The 16713-nt window shown below is 68.7% G+C and carries 11 protein-coding genes; 5 read left to right on the forward strand and 6 right to left on the reverse strand.

All coding sequences use genetic code 11. The features are described from left to right. Positions 1-212 precede the first annotated feature (212 nt). The 6 genes from whiA to uvrA form a co-directional block, all read right to left on the reverse strand. Positions 213-1193: a DNA-binding protein WhiA gene (gene whiA / locus HNR24_RS04590; protein ID WP_179442156.1), complete on the reverse strand. Its 981-nt coding sequence runs from the start codon at positions 1191-1193 to the stop codon at positions 213-215. A gap of 108 nt (positions 1194-1301) precedes the next feature. Then, entirely contained in the window at positions 1302-2330 is a 1029-nt protein-coding gene (locus HNR24_RS04595; protein WP_182495135.1) for a gluconeogenesis factor YvcK family protein, read from the reverse strand. 2 nt (positions 2331-2332) lie between these two features. Further along, on the reverse strand, positions 2333-3226 hold the full coding sequence (gene rapZ, locus HNR24_RS04600; protein ID WP_179442154.1) for an RNase adapter RapZ: 894 nt from the start codon (positions 3224-3226) through the stop codon (positions 2333-2335). A 91-nt stretch (positions 3227-3317) separates the two neighbouring features. Continuing rightward, positions 3318-5411: an excinuclease ABC subunit UvrC gene (uvrC, locus tag HNR24_RS04605; protein WP_182495136.1), complete on the reverse strand. Its 2094-nt coding sequence runs from the start codon at positions 5409-5411 to the stop codon at positions 3318-3320. Continuing rightward, complete coding sequence (locus HNR24_RS04610) at positions 5404-6078, reverse strand: lysophospholipid acyltransferase family protein (protein ID WP_182496094.1); 675 nt, start codon at positions 6076-6078, stop codon at positions 5404-5406. The genes uvrC and HNR24_RS04610 overlap by 8 nt, the downstream gene beginning before the upstream one ends. Before the next feature lie 114 nt (positions 6079-6192). After that, positions 6193-9096, reverse strand: coding sequence for an excinuclease ABC subunit UvrA (uvrA, locus tag HNR24_RS04615; protein ID WP_310735455.1), 2904 nt, complete (start codon positions 9094-9096; stop codon positions 6193-6195). A 291-nt stretch (positions 9097-9387) separates the two neighbouring features. Between uvrA and HNR24_RS04620 the strand changes: the two genes are divergently transcribed. The 5 genes from HNR24_RS04620 to HNR24_RS04640 all read left to right on the forward strand — a co-directional run bounded on the left by HNR24_RS04620 (position 9388) and on the right by HNR24_RS04640 (position 16703). Next, complete coding sequence (locus HNR24_RS04620; protein WP_182495137.1) at positions 9388-10917, forward strand: NCS1 family nucleobase:cation symporter-1; 1530 nt, start codon at positions 9388-9390, stop codon at positions 10915-10917. A 191-nt stretch (positions 10918-11108) separates the two neighbouring features. Further along, positions 11109-11945: an HAD hydrolase-like protein gene (locus HNR24_RS04625; protein ID WP_182495138.1), complete on the forward strand. Its 837-nt coding sequence runs from the start codon at positions 11109-11111 to the stop codon at positions 11943-11945. Between the two features lie 5 nt (positions 11946-11950). After that, positions 11951-12712, forward strand: a complete 762-nt coding sequence (locus tag HNR24_RS04630; protein ID WP_182495139.1) for an MBL fold metallo-hydrolase — start codon at positions 11951-11953, stop codon at positions 12710-12712. A gap of 5 nt (positions 12713-12717) precedes the next feature. Then, on the forward strand, positions 12718-15363 hold the full coding sequence (locus tag HNR24_RS04635) for a DEAD/DEAH box helicase (RefSeq protein ID WP_310735456.1): 2646 nt from the start codon (positions 12718-12720) through the stop codon (positions 15361-15363). Next, positions 15360-16703: an alpha/beta fold hydrolase gene (locus HNR24_RS04640; protein WP_182495140.1), complete on the forward strand. Its 1344-nt coding sequence runs from the start codon at positions 15360-15362 to the stop codon at positions 16701-16703. The genes HNR24_RS04635 and HNR24_RS04640 overlap by 4 nt, the downstream gene beginning before the upstream one ends. Positions 16704-16713 lie beyond the last annotated feature (10 nt).

Genomic DNA, 16713 nt, shown 5'->3' on the forward strand with positions numbered 1-16713 from the left:
GCCAGCTGCACCTCGGCTCGGTCCTCATCCTATGCCGTGAGCCGGGCACCAGAAAGGGGGATGACCGCGATGACCTGCGGTGTTCACCACGGGAGGAACTCCGCGCAGGCGACGCTGTGAGCTGTGCCTCAGCGGTCAGGATCGCCGCCCGGCGATGCGGCCGGACAGTGCTTCCGGACAGTGCTTCCGGACAGAGCTATCCCCCGGAGGGCTCAGCCTTCGAGCATGTCCGGGGTGACGCTGGACTCGGTGCCGGGGATCTTCAGCTCCGAGGCCTTCTTATCCGCCATGGCCAGGAGTCGCCGGATCCGCCCGGCAATGGCGTCCTTGGTCATCGGCGGGTCCGCCAGCCGGCCCAGCTCGTCGAGGGAGGCCTGCTTATGCGCCAGCCGCAGCTCCCCGGCGTACTTCAGGTGCTCCGGGGCGTCCTCGGCGAGGATCTCCAGGGCGCGGTGCACCCGGGCGCCCGCGGCCACGGCGGCCTGGGCGGAGCGGCGCAGGTTGGCGTCGTCGAAGTTTGCCAGCCGGTTCGCGGTGGCGCGGACCTCCTTGCGCATCCGGCGCTCCTCCCAGACCAGCAGGGTCTGGTGCGCCCCCATCAGGGTGAGCAGCTTGGCGATGGAGTCGCCGTCGCGGATCACCACCCGGTCCACGCTGCGCACCTCCCGGGCCTTCGCGGGGATGCCGAGTCGGCGGGCGGAGCCGACCAGGGCCAGTGCGGCCTCGGGGCCGGGGCAGGTGACCTCCAGGGCGGAGGACCGACCGGGTTCAGTCAGCGATCCGTGGGCCAGGAACGCGCCGCGCCAGGCGGAGACGGCGTCGGCCATGGATCCGTTGACCACCACGGAGGGCAGTCCGCGCACCGGGCGGCCGCGGGCGTCGAGCAGACCGGTCTGCCGGGCCAGCGCCTCGCCGTCGCGGACCACGCGCACCACATAGCGGGAGCCGCGCTTGAGCCCGTTGCCGGAGACCACGATGACCTCGGGGTTCTGCCCGTAGACCTCGGTGACGGTGGTCTTCAGCCGCCGCGCGGTGGCGGCGTGGTCCAGCTCGGCCTCGATCACGATCCGGCCAGAGATGATGTGCAGTCCCCCGGCGAAGCGGAGCATGGCCGAGACTTCGGCCTTGCGCTCCGATGTGGTCTTCACCTGGTGGCGGGAGAGCTCTTCTTTGACCGATTCGGTCAGCGCCATATGTGTTGTCCTCTGGTCTTCGTGTGATGCAGCTCGGCCATCGTACCCAACACCCCTGAGCGGATTTCGGCCCTGCGGTGCCGGGGCCCGGCTTCCGGGCGTCTGGGGTCAGTCGTTGAAGACCTCGCTGAACGCGATGGCTAGCCGGAGCGGATCGTGGACCTCGGGCTGACCAGCCTTGGCGACGTCGTGATACCGCACCTCAGCGCCGATCAACGCGGCGGCCTCGGCGAACTCCTCGCGCTCCTGAGCCGGCACGGACAGCGGGTCGGCGATGATCCGATGCACGTGCATGCCTGGGGCGTAGTGATGAAGAACTCGCAGATGTTCCGCCGGGCTCATCCCGGCGGTCTCGTCGGTGTGGGGTGTGAGGTTCATCACGATACACCGGCGGGCCTCGGTCTCATAGAGAGCGTCCCGCAGCTCGGGCAGCAGCAGGTGCGGCAGCACCGAGGTGTACCAGGAGCCGGGTCCCAGGACCACCCAGTCGCTGAGCTCGATCGCAGTCAGCGCCTCCGCACAGGCGGGCGCCTCGGCGGGGTGCAGCTGGACGTCGCGGAGCCGGCCCAGGCTGCCGGCGTGGGCCAGGGCCACCTGTGAGGAGAGCCGGCCACCGGTCGCAGCGGGGAGCTCGGCGTCGGACCCGGTCTGGTCCGCCATGGGTTCCACGGTCCCGGACATGGTCAGCGGCTGACGGGACATCGGGAGCACCTGGCCGCGGGCGCCCAGCAGGGTCCCGGCCCAGCGCAGCCCCTCCACGGAGTCACCGATCAGCTCCCAGAGCGCGACGATGAGCAGGTTGCCCATCGCGTGGTCATCCAGGCTGCCGGTGACGCCCTCGCGGGAGCGGAACCGGTGCTGCATTACCTGAGCCCAGGTGCGGCCCCATTCGGTGTCATCGCACAGCGCGGCCAGCGCCATCCGCAGGTCGCCCGGTGGCAGCACGTCCATGTCTTCGCGGAGCCGGCCGGAGGAGCCGCCGTCGTCGGCCACGGTGACGATCGCGGTGAGGTGTTCTGCGGCGATGACCCGCAGCGCCGAGAGCGTGGCGGAGAGCCCGTGGCCCCCGCCCAATGCGGAGACCCGGAAGGACCCACGGGAGGCACCCGGCGGCTGGGGCAGCGAGATCTGGCTCATGCTCACTCACGTCCCAGGTCACGGTGGATCGTGTTCACCGTGACGTTGGGCAACTGATCCAGGCGGCGGGCAAGCTCCTCGGAGACCGCTACCGAGCGGTGCTTGCCGCCGGTGCAGCCCACCGCGATGTTGGCGTAATGCTTGTTCTCCCGCCGGTAGCCCTCGATGACGGGACGCAGGGACTCCACATAGTTCTCCAGGAAGTCCCCTGTGCCCTCGTTGCCCAGCACGTACTCGCTGACCTGGGAGTCCAGGCCGGTGTAGGGGCGCAGCTCGGGCACCCAGTGCGGGTTGGGGATGAAGCGCATGTCGGCGATGAAGTTCGCGTCGGCCGGGACCCCGTATTTGAAGCCGAAGCTCATCACGTTCAGCCGCAGCTGCACGGGTCCGTCGTCGTTGAAGATCTCGATGATCTCCCGGGCCAGCCCGTGGACGTTGAGGTCGGTGGTGTCCAGCACGATCTCTGCGGCGGCCTTGACGTCCTTGAGCAGCTCGCGCTCGGCGGTGATCCCGTCCAGGATCCGGCCGGAGCCCTGCAGCGGGTGCGGGCGGCGGCCCTGTTCGAACCGGCGGACCAGCAGCTCATCGGAGGAGTCCAGGAACAGCATCCGGTAGGTCACGCCGGTGGCCTTGAGCTGGTTCAGCGCGCCGAGCATATTGGAGAACAGCGCCCGGGTGCGGACATCGATCACCACGGCGAGCTTCTCCATGGAGCCTGGGTGCCGGGAGATCAGGTCGATCATGGTGGTGATCAGCTCCGGCGGGAGCCCCTCGACCACGTACCAGCCCAGGTCTTCCAGGGCGTGGGCTGCCGTGGTGCGGCCGGCACCGGACATGCCGGTGACGATCAGAAGTTCGTTCTCGGGCGGCTTCACCGGGGTCAGACCACTATCCATGCTCAAACCCTATCTGGCCGCCGGGAATCCGGTGAAGCCTCGGTTCAGGCCAGGGTTCAGACCCGGTTGAGCACCGAGTTCGGTGCCGAGTTCAGGCCGAGTCCGACGACGCCGCCGCCTCGGCTCCCCCGGCGTCGGCGCCCGCCGTGACTTCATCTCCCCCGGCCTCGGCCGCCGACTCAGCGCCCGCAGCCTCACCCTTCCCCGCCGCCTCGGCGTGGAGGTGGTCCAGGATCTTCTGCGCGGTGTCCTTGCCCAGGCCGGGGACCTCGATGATCTCCTCCAGGCTGGCCTTCTTCAGGTTTGCCACGGAGCCGAAGTGCGCGACGACGGCGGCGCGGCGGCTCGGCCCCAGGCCCGGGACCTCATCCAGCGCGGAGGCGGTCATCTGCTTGGACCGCTTGGAGCGGTGGTAGGCGATCGCGAACCGGTGGGCCTCATCGCGGATCCGCTGCAGCATGTAGAGCGCCTCGGAGGAGCGTGGGAGCACCAGCGGGAAGTCGTCCCCGGGCAGCCAGACCTCCTCGAGCCGCTTGGCCAGCCCGACCACAGGCAGGTCGGTGATCCCGAGGTCATCCAGGGCCTGCCGGGCCACGTTGACCTGCGGCTGGCCGCCGTCGACCACCACCAGGCTGGGCGGGTAGGCGAAGCGCTCTGCCTCCCGCTCCACCACAGTGGAGTCCTTGGTCTTGGTCTGATCCTCTGCTGCGGGTTCCGCCAGCTCAGACCCTTCAGCCACCTCCGGAACCGCGGCCTCGGATTCCGCCTGGTCCTTCAGGTGCCGGGCGAACCGGCGGCTGATGACGTCGTACATCGCCGAGGTGTCATCCCGGGCGGCCTCGCCCTTGATCGAGAACCGCCGATAGTCGCGCTTCTTCGCGAGCCCATCCTCCAGCACCACCATGGAGGCGACCACGTTGGTCCCGGAGGTGTGCGAGATGTCGAAGCATTCGATGCGCAGCAGCGGCTCTGCGGCGCCGAGCGCCTCCTGCAGGTCGCGCAGCGCAGCCGAGCGGGTGGTGATGTCGGAGTTGCGGCGGGCCTTGTGCAGCGCCAGTGCCTGGGAGGCGTTCTCCTGCACGGTGCCCAGCAGGGAGGCCTTGTCTCCGCGCTGCGGCACGCGCAGGCTGATCTGCGCCCGTCCGGCGCCGGAGTCGCTGCGCAGCTGGCGCAGCCAGGCGGTCATCTCCTCGGCGTTCTCCGGCAGCGCCGGGACCAGCACCTCGGGCGGGATCCGTTCGGTGTCGGCCATGGAGCCATAGACCTGCATCAGCAGCTGCTCCACCATCGCGCCGGCGTCGGTGTCCTCCACCTTCTCCACCACCCAGCCGCGCTGGCCGCGGATCCGGCCCTGCCGGACGTGGAAGACCTGGGCGGCGGCTTCGAGCTCATCCTCGGCGAAGGCAAAGACGTCGGCCTCGGTGTCCTCGGAGAGCACCACGGCGTTGCGTTCGAAGACCCGGCGGATCGCCTCGAGGTCATCGCGGTGCCGGCCGGCGTCCTCGTAGCGCAGCTCCGCCACGGCGGCCTTCATCTGGTTCTCGATCCGCTTCACGTGCGGGCCGGGGCGCCCGGCCATCACCTCGCAGAACTCCTCGGCGAGCTTGCGGTGATCTTCTTCGCTGATCTCCCCCACGCAGGGCGCGGCGCATTTGCCGATGTAGCCCAGCAGGCAGGGCCGCCCGGAGGCCTTGGCGCGTTTGAAGACACCGGCGGAGCAGCTGCGCACCGGGAAGACCCGCAGCATGGTGTCCACGGTCTCCCGGATGGCTTTGGCGGGGTAGAACGGCCCGAAGTACTTCACCCCGGGCTTCTTGTCCCCGCGCATCACCTGCACCCGCGGGTACTTCTCGTTCATGGTGACCGCGAGGTAGGGGTAGGACTTGTCGTCGCGGTACATGATGTTGAACCGGGGCGAGTGCTGCTTGATCCAGGTGTACTCCAGCTGAATGGCTTCGAGCTCGGAGCCGACCACGGTCCATTCCACGCTGGAGGCGGCGTGGACCATGGCGTAGGTCTTCGGGTGCAGCGTGGCGACCCGGGCGAAGTAGGAGTTCAGCCGGGCGCGCAGGTTCTTGGCCTTGCCCACGTAGACCACCCGGCCGTGTGGGTCGATGAAGCGGTAGACCCCGGGGTTGGTGGGGATCTCTCCGGTGCGAGGACGGTAGGAGGAGGGCTCAGCCATCGGCCTCGGCGGGCGGCGCGTTGTAGCGGGCCACCCGTTCCTGACCGCTGAGCCCGGCGATCGCGTCCATGATCTGCTCGGTGGCGGCTCGGCGCGCCGGCAGCGGGTGCTTCTTGCCCTGTTTGGGGAACTGCAGCGGCTCCCCTACGTGCATCTCGAACTTGGTGGGCCGGATCATCCGGGAGTCCGGCTTCTGCAGCGCCTCGGTGCCGCGCAGCCCGACCGGGACCACTGGCAGTCCGGTGGCGACGGCGAGCCAGCCGACCCCGTTCTTGCCGCGGTAGAGCCGGCCGTCCCGGCTGCGGGTGCCCTCCGGGTAGATCCCGACGCCGTGGCCGGCTTCAGCGATCGTGCCCAGGTGGAACAGCGCCTCCACGGAGGCGGACTGGCGCTGCCGCTCCACCGGGACCGAGCCCACGGATTCGAAGAACAGCTTCATGGCGCGGCCCTTGACGCCGGTCTGGTTGAAGTATTCGGCCTTCGCGAAGAAGCTCACGGTGCGCGGGAACAGCGCCTGGATCAGCACCGAGTCCAGGAAGGAGAGGTGGTTCGAGGCGACGATGAACCCGCCCTCGACCGGGGTGTTCTCCAGACCGGTGAGCACCGGGCGGCAGGAGAGCTTCACGGCGATCTCGAAGGCCTTGCGGACGGCGTCGTTGGTGGCGATGCGCTCCGACTCCTGCGCCTCGGGGGTGGTGCTCACCTGGTGCCTCCGCTTACTCGCTGCTCCGCGACGTCGTCCTGCGCTGTGATCTGGGGGCCAGCCTGTGAACTGGCCCACTCACTTTAGCAGTGCGGCAAGGAAAGCGCCGGTATGGGAGCCGGTCTTCTCTGCCGTGGCGGCCACCTTCTCCGGGGTGCCCTGGGCGACGACGAGCCCGCCGCCGCTGCCCCCTTCGGGGCCCAGGTCGATCACCCAGTCCGAGGACTTGATCACGTCGAGGTTGTGCTCGATGGTGATCACGCTGTTGCCCTTCTCCACCAGACCCTGCAGCACCTGGAGCAACTTGCGGATGTCCTCGAAGTGCAGCCCGGTGGTGGGCTCGTCCAGGACGTAGACGCTGCGCCCGTTGGAGCGGCGCTGCAGCTCCGAGGCCAGCTTCACGCGCTGCGCCTCACCGCCGGAGAGCGTGGTGGCGGACTGGCCCAGGCGCACGTAGCCCAGGCCCACTTCGACCAGGGTGTTCAGGTGCCGGGCGATCGGCGCGAAGGCGGCGAAAAACTCGGCGGCCTCCTCGATCGGCATGTCGAGGACCTCGGCGATGTTCTTGTTCTTGTACTTCACCTCGAGGGTCTCCCGGTTGTACCGGGCGCCGTGGCAGACCTCGCAGGGCACGTAGACATCCGGCAGGAAGTTCATCTCGATCTTCAGCGTGCCGTCGCCGGAGCAGGACTCGCAGCGTCCGCCCTTGATGTTGAAGGAGAACCGACCCGGCTGGTAGCCGCGGGTCTTGGACTCCGGGGCCTGGGCGAAGAGCTTGCGGACGTGGTCGAAGACCCCGGTGTAGGTGGCCGGGTTGGAGCGCGGGGTGCGCCCGATCGGTGACTGGTCCACGTGGATCACCTTGTCCAGGTGATCGTCGATGCCTTCGATCCGGCGGTGCCGGCCGGGGACCTGCTTGGCGCCGTTGAGCTTATTCGCCAGGGACTTGTAGAGGATCTCGTTGATCAGCGTGGACTTGCCCGAGCCGGAGACCCCGGTGACCGAGAGGAAGATCCCCAGCGGGATCTCCACGGAGACCTTGTCCAGGTTATTCTCCTGGGCCTCGACCACCTTGAGCATCCGGGACTTGTCCACCTTGCGGCGCTGGGCGGGCACCGGGATGCTGCGCCGGCCGGCGAGGTAGTCCCCGGTGATGGAGTGCTGATTATCGCGCAGGCCCTGCACGGAACCGGAGTGCACGATCTCTCCGCCGCGCTCCCCCGCGCCGGGCCCGATGTCCACGATCCAGTCCGCCTCGGCGATGGTGTCCTCATCGTGTTCCACCACGATCAGCGTGTTCCCGAGGTCGCGCAGCCGGGTGAGGGTCTGGATCAGCCGGGCGTTGTCCCGCTGGTGCAGCCCGATGGAGGGCTCGTCCAGGACGTAGAGCACCCCGACCAGCCCGGAGCCGATCTGGGTGGCGAGCCGGATGCGCTGGGCCTCACCGCCGGAGAGCGTGCCGGCGGCGCGCTCCAGGTTCAGGTAGCTCAGGCCGACGTCGAGCAGGAAGTTCAGCCGGGCCAGGATCTCCTTGAGCACCTGATCGGCGATGGTGGCGTCGCGGGCGGAGAGCGTGATCCCGGCGAAGAACTCGGCGCACTCGTCCAGCGGCAGCCGGGCGATCTCCGCGATGGAGGCGCCCTGCACGGTGACCGCGAGCGCGGCCGGGTTCAACCGCTGGCCGTTGCACGCCGGGCAGGGGATCTGGCGCATGTACTGCTCGTAGCGGTCCCGGGCGTTGTCGGACTCCACCTCCAGGTGCTTCCGGGAGATGTAGGAGAGCACGCCTTCGAAGCCGGTGGAGTAGGTGCGCTCCCGGCCGAAGCGGTTGCGGTACTGCACCACGACCTTGTGGTTGCGCCCGTGCAGCAGCGCCTTCTGCGCCTTCTTCGGCAGCTCCTTCCAGGCCGTGCGCACCGAGAAGTCCAGCTCCTTGGCCAAGGCGGTGATCAGGCGCAGCCAGTAGTCCTTGGACGCCTTGCCCAGCGCCCAGGGGGCGATGGCGCCGTCTTCCAGGGAAAGCGTGTCATCGGGGATCACCAGGTCGGTGTCCACCTCCAGGCTGGACCCGATGCCGGAGCAGACCTCACAGGCGCCGAAGGGGTTGTTGAAGGAGAAGGAGCGCGGCTCGATCTCGTCGAGGGCGAGCGGGTGCTCGTTGGGGCAGGCCAGGTTCTCCGAGAAGGGACGCTGCTTGGGTCCGGTGAGGCCCTCGGGGACCCGATCGTTGATCGCCTGACCGTCCTCGTCGAGGTCCACCAGGTCGATGACCAGGCGCCCGCCGGCGAGCTTCAGCGCGGTCTCCACCGAGTCGGTGAGCCGCTGGCGCATGCCCTCGCGGATCACCAGCCGGTCGATCACCACCTCGATGTGGTGCTTATAGGTCTTCTCCAGGGCGGGCGGTTCGCTGAGCTGGATGATCTCCCCGTCCACGATGGCGCGGGAGAAGCCCTCGGAGGCGAGGTCGCGGAAGAGGTCCTTGAACTCGCCCTTGCGGCCGCGGACCACCGGGGCCAGCACCTGGAAGCGGGTCTGTTCCGGGAAGCCGAGGACCTGGTCCACGATCTGCTGCGGGGTCTGCCGTTCGATCTTCTCACCGCAGGTGGGACAGTGCGGGACCCCGATCCGGGCCCAGAGCAGACGCAGGTAGTCGTGGATCTCGGTGACCGTGCCCACGGTGGAGCGCGGGTTCTTGGAGGTGGACTTCTGATCGATGGACACCGCCGGGGAGAGCCCCTCGATGAAGTCGATGTCCGGCTTGTCCACCCGGCCCAGGAACTGCCGGGCGTAGGCGGAGAGGGACTCCACGTAGCGGCGCTGGCCCTCGGCGAAGATGGTGTCGAAGGCGAGCGAGGACTTCCCGGAGCCGGAGAGCCCGGTGAACACGATGAAGGAGTTCCGCGGCAGCTCCACGGTGACGTCCTTGAGGTTGTGCTCCCGTGCGCCTTGGACCACGATCCGGTCCGCCTCGGCGCGGCCGATGGTGCCGTTGCTGGCGGACTTCTCCCGCGCACCTTCGGCGTAGTAGTCGTCCACGGACTCGATGATGGCGGTTTCGCCTGCTCGCTCTGACACGTCGTTCAGTGTAGAACCCTCAGCGGGTTCGAACAAACGTTCGAAGCGAGAGCCGGGTGGGCGCCCCGGGAGTTTCAGCCACGTAAAACCTGCGTTTCATTCGTTGCATCGGACCTCAAACGGTGATGCGCAACGTTTCACCGGGGCTAGTCTCGCTGTGATTCACCCTCCCCGAGCCGCCGTCATACGGAGATCACAGTGACCCAGACAGCCCGCAGCTCCCAGCAGCCGCCTGCCACCCAGCCCTCGACCAACCCGCCTTCTGCCACCCCTACTTCGACCACCCAGCCCGCAGCCCCGCACCCCTCCCTGCACAATAAGGACCTCGGACCCGTCGGGCCGGAGCAGAAGCGCTGGGGCTGGTTCGAGATCTTCAACGTCTGGACCAATGATGTGCAGTCCCTGGCCGGCTACACCCTGGCCGCCTCGCTCTTCATCGGCGCCGGGATCAACGGCTGGTTCGTCTTCGCCGCGATCATACTGGCCGGGGTCTTCGTGAACTGGCTGGTCAACCTCTCCGGCGCACCGAGTGTGCGGCACGGCGTCCCCTATGCGGTGATGGCCCGTCCCTCGATGGGCGTGCTCGGCGCCCGGTTCCCGGCGATGGTCCGCGGCGTGGTGGCGATCTTCTGGTACGGCGCGCAGACCTACTTCGCCTCGACCGCGGTGGCGCTGGCGTTCAACGCCGCCCTGGGCAGCCCGCAGACCGGGACCTTCCTGGGCCTGGATGTGATCGGCTGGGTCTCCTATGTGATCGTCGCGCTGATCCAGGTGTGGCTGTTCACTCGCGGGATCGAGACCATCGCGAAGTTCCTGAACTTCGCCGGACCCGCGGTCTACGTGGTGATGACGGTGCTGCTGGTGCTGATCTGGGTCCGCGCCGGGTCTGACCTGCTGCCCGCAGTGGGCACCATCTTCAGCAACCAGGACGTCACCGGCTGGGCCGCGATCTCCGCCTTCGTCGGCGTGGTCGGCACCATGGTGGCCTATTTCGCCGCGGTGATCATCAACTTCGGGGACTTCTCCCGGTTCTCCAAGACCGAACGCTCCATGCGGCTGGGCAACTTCACCGGGCTGCCGCTCTCGCTGGCGTTCTTCACGTTCCTCTCCCTGTTCATCACCGCCGGGGCCTATGTGGTGTTCCAGGGCGGGACCGGAGAGCCGCTGGACAACCCGACCGACATCATCGCGCAGACCGAATCCGTGGCCCTTGCGCTGATCGCGGCGGTGACCTTCCTGCTGGCCACCGTGGGCATCAACCTGGTGGCCAACTTCATCCCGCCGGCCTATGACCTGGCGAACCTGGCCCCGCAGAGGATCAGCTTCCGCACCGGGGGCTACATCACCGCGGTGATCGGGTTCATCATCGGCGCCCTGTGGGTCGCGGTGATCGAACAGATCGGGCTGCCCACCTTCGTGGACACGCTCGGGGCGCTGCTGGCACCGCTCTATGGGGTGCTGATCGTGGATTACTACATCATCCGGCGCAGCCAGATCTCCACCCCGGACCTGTTCAGCATGGACCCGGCCGGGCCTTACTACTACACCCTGGGCTGGAACCTGCGCGCCATCGCAGCCTTCGGCATCGCGGCGATCTTCGCGGTGCTCACGGTCTGGGTGCCGGCACTGGCAGCCCTGGCTGGCTTCGCCTGGATCATCGGCGCGGCCCTGGGCGGGCTGTTCTACTGGCTGGTGATGCGCAGCCAGACCGCGGCGGCTCCCCGCTGACGCCACCCTCCCCGTTGAGGGGCGGATTCTGCGGGCATCTCATGCGGTTCTCAGGCCCAACTACTCGCAGTTTCCGCCCCTCAACATAGGAGGGTTCCGCCCCTCAACATCGGCGGATTCCGCCACTGGACGCGGAGTGGTGTTCATCACGACGACGACGGCGCGTCACGGGCCCATGTCACAATGGCGCCGTGAACCTTGACTCTGCCACCGCCCCCGCTGCCCTCCGCCCCACCGAGAATGCGGTCGCAGCACCCGAGATCCGGGCGGTGCTCTTCGACCTGGACGGCACCCTGGTGGACCCGGCCGGGGCGATCACCAGCTGCCTCTCTCACGCCCTGGGCGTGCATGGGATCGAGATCCCGGAGCAGGCGGTGCTGGACTCCTTCGTGGGCCCGCCGCTGGCCGACTCCCTGGCGAGTCTGCCCGGGGTCACCCAGGCGCTGATCCCCTCGATCGTAGAGGTCTACCGGCAGCGCTACCTCGACGAGGGCATGCAGGCCAGCCGGGTCTACCCGGGGATCGAGGAGCTGCTGGGCACGCTGAACGCCGCCGGAGTGGTCTGTGCGGTGGCCACCTCGAAGCCCACCGGGCTAGCCGAGCGGCTGCTGAGCATCCAGGGCATCCGGGAACATTTCGCCGCGGTGCAGGGCTCCGCGGAGGATGAGTCCATCCCCCACGCCGGGAAGGGCCCGATCCTCGGCGCCGCCCTGGCGGAGATCGGCCTGGACCCGGCCCGTGGTCCGCTCGCCGAGATCGCCCCGCAGGCCCGGGTGGTGATGGTCGGCGACCGGATCTTCGACGTGGACGGCGCCGCCGAGCATGGCCTGGACTGCATCGGGGTGCGCTGGGGATACGCCCCCTCCGGCGAGCTGGAGACCGCTGGAGCCAAACCGATCGTGAGCACCGCTGAGCGCCTGGAGGAGGCTCTGGTCTCGGCTGGGATCCTGGTCCCCGCCAAGCAGCTGGCCTATGCACCGGGATACGTTCGTTTCGTGGCCCCTAGGAGTCGCCAGACCATAGACTGATCCCTATGGCTTCTGACAGTTCCCTGCTCTACGACCTCCCCGCGATCACGCTGCGTCGCATCTCGGTCTCCGAGATGAACAACAACGTGTATCTGCTCACCGCGAAGAAGTCTGGGGTCCAGGTGCTGATCGACGCCGCCGACGACGCCGGGGCCATCCGCAGCCTGCTGGCCTCCGCCGCCGCAGACACCCCCTGCCCGCTGCAGCTCTCCGCGGTGCTCACCACGCATTCGCACTGGGATCACATCCGGGCACTCGAGGAGCTGCTGGCAGCACCTGCCGGCCCCGGCGCGCCCACTGAGAGCGCAGAGGGAAACGCAGAGGCCACCGACTCCCCCGCCCGCGCAGGGACCGGCGAGCGCCCCGCCGCGCGGCCGGAGTCCGCCGCCGGAGCTGAGGACGCCGTGAGCATCGAGTCCGAGAAGAACGTGACCATCGACCGGCGGCTGCGCCACGGCGACACGGTCTCCTATGACGGGATCGCCTTGAACGTGATCCACCTGCGCGGGCACACCCCGGGTTCGGTGGCCTTCGTCTACCCGGTGGAGGACGGCCCCACCCACATCTTCACCGGGGACTCGCTCTTCCCCGGCGGAGTCGGCAAGACCTGGTCGGAGGCGGACTTCAGCTCCCTGATCGACGACGTCGAGGCCCGGCTCTTCGACGTCTATGAGGATGACACCATCATCCACCCCGGCCACGGGGACCCCACCACGCTGGGCGCCGAACGCGCTTCGCTCCCCGCCTGGCGGGAACGCGGCTGGTGAGCCCGGTGACCGCCGCCAAGCGGCTGCACAAACTCGAACTCACTGAGGGCGCCGCCCCCGGAGCCGAAGAGCTCTACGCGGCCTTCGAATCCTGGACCGAGACGCAGGGGCTCAGCCTCTACCCGGCCCAGCAGGACGCCATCTTAGAACTCGCCGACGGCCAGCACGTCATCATGGCCACTCCCACCGGGTCCGGGAAGTCCATGGTCGCCACCGCGGCGCACTTCTTCGCACTCTCCCGCGGGGAGCGCAGCGTCTACACCGCACCGATCAAGGCGCTGGTCTCGGAGAAGTTCTTCTCCCTAGTGGAGATCTTCGGGGCCGAGAACGTCGGCATGGTCACCGGTGACTCCGCGGTCAACGCGAGTGCCCCGATCATCTGCTGCACCGCGGAGATCCTGGCCAATGAGGCGCTGCGCGATGGCCGGGACGCCAATGTGGGCCCGGTGATCATGGACGAGTTCCACTTCTACGCCGATCCGCAGCGTGGCTGGGCCTGGCAGGTCCCGCTGCTGGAGCTCACCGGCCGCGCCGAGCAGGGCTCTTCGGGACAGGGCACCTCTGGCAGCCGGGCCCAGTTCCTGCTGATGTCCGCCACGCTGGGTGACACCTCCCGCTTCGAGGAGCGGCTCAGTGCCGGGACCGGGCGCGACGTCGTCACGGTCTCGAGCGCGGAGCGTCCGGTGCCGCTGAGCTATGAGTACTCCACCACCGCGCTGCAGACCAAGCTCGAGGAGCTGGTCAGCACCCATCAGGCCCCGGTCTACGTGGTGCACTTCTCCCAGCGTGAGGCGGCCGAGCGCGCCGTCGGCCTGGCTTCACTGAACGTGGTCTCCAAGGAGGAGCGTGAGCTGATCCGGGTGAAGCTGGAGACCTTCCGCTTCGCCAAAGGCTTCGGCAAGACGCTGAACCGGCTGCTGCGCGCCGGGATCGGGGTGCACCACGCCGGGATGCTGCCCAAATACCGCCGGCTGGTGGAGCAGCTCGCCCAGCAGGGTCTGCTGAAGGTGATCTGCGGGACCGACACCCTCGGCGTCGGGATCAACGTGCCGATCCGCACCGTGCTGCTGACCGCGCTGAGCAAATACGACGGCACCCGCACCCGGCAGCTCAACGCCCGGGAGTTCCATCAGATCGCCGGTCGCGCCGGCCGGGCCGGGTTCGACACCCACGGCACCGTGGTGGTCCAGGCCCCGGAGCATGTGATCGAGAACGAGGCCGCGATCCAGAAAGCCCGGGCCAAGCACGGTGAGGATGAGAAGAAGGTCTCCCAGGCGATCCGCTCCGCTGGGAAGAAGAAGCCCCGTGAGGGCTTCGTCTCCTGGAGTGAGAAGACCTTCGAGCGGATCATCGCGGCCACCCCGGAGCCGATGGTCTCTCGGATGCAGGTCAGCTACTCGATGGTGCTGCACCTGCTGGAGCGGCCCGAGGATCCGATCCGGGCGATGCGCCGGATGATCCTGGCCGCGGATGAGACCCCGGCCCGGAAGGCGCAGCTGCAGCGGCAGGCGCTGCAGATCCTGCGCGAGCTGCTCACCGCCGGGGTGCTCGAGCGCCTGGAACGTCCCGATAAGGACGGCCGGACCGTGGACCTGACCCTGGACCTGCAGGACAACTTCGCCCTGAACCAGCCGCTGGCGCCGTTCGCGGTGGCCGCGGTGGAGCTGCTGGACACCGAGTCCGAGTCCTACGCCCACGATGTGATCAGCGTGATCGAATCCATCCTGGAGACCCCGCACCAGATCACCGGCGCCCAGGTGAAGCAGCTGAAGTCGGAGAAGATCGGCGAGCTCAAGGCCGAGGGGGTGGACTATGTGGAGCGGATGCGGATCCTCGATGAGCTCACCCACCCGCAGCCGCTCGCCGAGCTGCTGAACCAGCAGTTCGAGATCTACCGCAGCGGGGCGCCCTGGGTCTCGGACCATGTGCTGCAGCCGAAGTCGGTGGTCCGGGACATGCTGGAGCGCGCCTTCGACTTCACCACCATGGTGAATCACTACCAGATCGCCCGGTCCGAGGGGGTGCTGCTGCGCTACCTCTCCGACGCCTATAAGGCGCTGCGCCAGACTGTCCCGGAGAACCGGCTCACCGAGGAGCTCGAGGACCTGCTGGCCTGGCTGGGCGAGGTGGTCCGGCAGACCGACAGCTCACTCCTGGAGGAATGGGAACGGCTGCAGGCCGGGGATGACCCGGAGAAGCTGGCCGAGCTCGCCGCCATGGAGGAGGACATCTCCGCGCTGGATCACCCGGACCGGGTCACCGCGAACCCCCGGGCATTCAAGGTGATGGTGCGCAACGCACTATTCCTGCGCGCGGAGCTCTTCGCCCAGGAGAAGGAGGCCAAGCTCGCCGAGCTCGACGCCGAGCACGGCTGGGACGCCGACCGGTGGGGCCAGGCGCTGGACGCCTACTTCAACACCTACGAGGACCTCTACACCGACGCCCAGTCCCGCGGGCCCTCCCTGGTGCGCCTGGACACCGCCCCGAAGGACACCCCGGACCCGCAGCGCCGCTACTGGCGCGCCGTGCAGGTCCTGGATGACCCGGACGGCCACCACGACTGGGGCATCCACGCCTGGATCGACCTCACCGCCTCGGATGAGTCCGGAGCGCCCGCGGTGATCATGGACCGGGTCGGGGAACTCGGATGAGCCCGGCAGGCGCGCACACCGCAGGCGCCACCGCCACGCTGATCGACGGCACCCAGATCACCGATCACTGGCTCCAGGTGCCGCTGGTTCACCCAACGGATCGCCGAGCGTCCGACGGCGAAGCGATCCGGATCTACGCCCGGGAGTTCGTCGCCGCCGAAGCCGCCGCGCAGGGCCGGGAACACGTGGAGTCCCTCCCCTGGCTGCTGTTCCTGCAAGGTGGACCTGGCGGCAAGGGCAGCCGCCCGGCGAAGCTCGGCGGCTGGATGGCCGAGGCGGGAACGAAGTTCCGGATCCTGATGCTGGATCAGCGCGGCACCGGGCTCTCCACCCCGCTGACCCGGCACTCCCTGGCCGCCCGGGGTGATGCCGCCGCCCAGGCGGCGCATATGCGCCATTACCGCGCCGATTCGATCGTCGCCGACGCCGAGGCCTTCCGCCGGGCACTCGGGGTGGAGTCCTGGAGCGTGCTGGGGCAGAGCTTCGGCGGGTTCACCACGCTGAGCTACCTCTCCTTCGCCCCGGAGTCCCTGGACCGGGCGCTGATCACCGGAGGCCTGGCCCCGCTGAGCGGGCACGCAGACCGGGTCTACCGGGCCACCTACGCGAAGATGCGCGCTCGCAACGCCGAGCACTTCACCCGGTTCCCGCAGGACCGGGAGATCCTGGACGCGGTGTTCGCGCACCTGCGCACCCGCCAGGTGCGGCTGCTGGACGGCTCGCTGCTCACCCCGGCCAGGCTGCAGCTGATCGGGATGCTGCTGGGTGGGAACACCCGCGCCGATTCGCTGCATTACCTGCTGGAGGAGGCCTTCACCGGGCCCGAGCGCACGCAGCTCTCGGACACGTTCCTCGCCGCGGTGGGCCAGCAGCTCTCCTTCGCCGGGAACCCGATGTACGCGGTGATGCATGAATCCATCTACGGCCAGCCTGTGGCGCTGACCGAGGGCCGCGGTGACACCGGCTGGGCCGCCCAGCGGGTGGGCGCGGAGTTCCCCGAGTTCAGCGCGGAGGCCACCTCTCCCCTGCTGCTGGGTGAGATGATCCTGCGCGAGCACCTGCTGTTGGATCCGACGCTGGTTGACCTGGTGGAGGCCGCGGACCTGTTGGCCGGCGTCGAGGACTGGGCGCCGCTCTATGACCTGGAGCAGCTGCGCCGGAACCATGTGCCCACTGCGGCGGCGCTCTACACCGATGATGTCTACGTGGCGCGGGAGCTGTCCTGGGAGACCGCCGAGGTGGTCGCCGGGATCAGCGTCTGGGAGACCAACGAGTTCCACCACGACGGCCTGGGCGATGACGGCGCCCGGGTCTTCTCGGAGCTGCTGCAACGCACCTGACGCGCGCGCT

The sequence above is a fragment of the Nesterenkonia sandarakina genome, from assembly GCF_014138825.1.
GTDB classification, from domain to species: Bacteria; Actinomycetota; Actinomycetes; order Actinomycetales; family Micrococcaceae; genus Nesterenkonia; species Nesterenkonia sandarakina.

Coding starts and splice junctions, on each gene's coding strand:
- rapZ (WP_179442154.1), bottom strand. CDS start 3,226: ATGGATAGTGGTCTGACCCCGGTGAAGCCGCCCGAGAACGAACTTCTG.
- HNR24_RS04630 (WP_182495139.1), top strand. CDS start 11,951: ATGGCTTCTGACAGTTCCCTGCTCTACGACCTCCCCGCGATCACGCTG.
- whiA (WP_179442156.1), bottom strand. CDS start 1,193: ATGGCGCTGACCGAATCGGTCAAAGAAGAGCTCTCCCGCCACCAGGTG.
- HNR24_RS04595 (WP_182495135.1), bottom strand. CDS start 2,330: ATGAGCCAGATCTCGCTGCCCCAGCCGCCGGGTGCCTCCCGTGGGTCC.
- HNR24_RS04640 (WP_182495140.1), top strand. CDS start 15,360: ATGAGCCCGGCAGGCGCGCACACCGCAGGCGCCACCGCCACGCTGATC.
- uvrC (WP_182495136.1), bottom strand. CDS start 5,411: ATGGCTGAGCCCTCCTCCTACCGTCCTCGCACCGGAGAGATCCCCACC.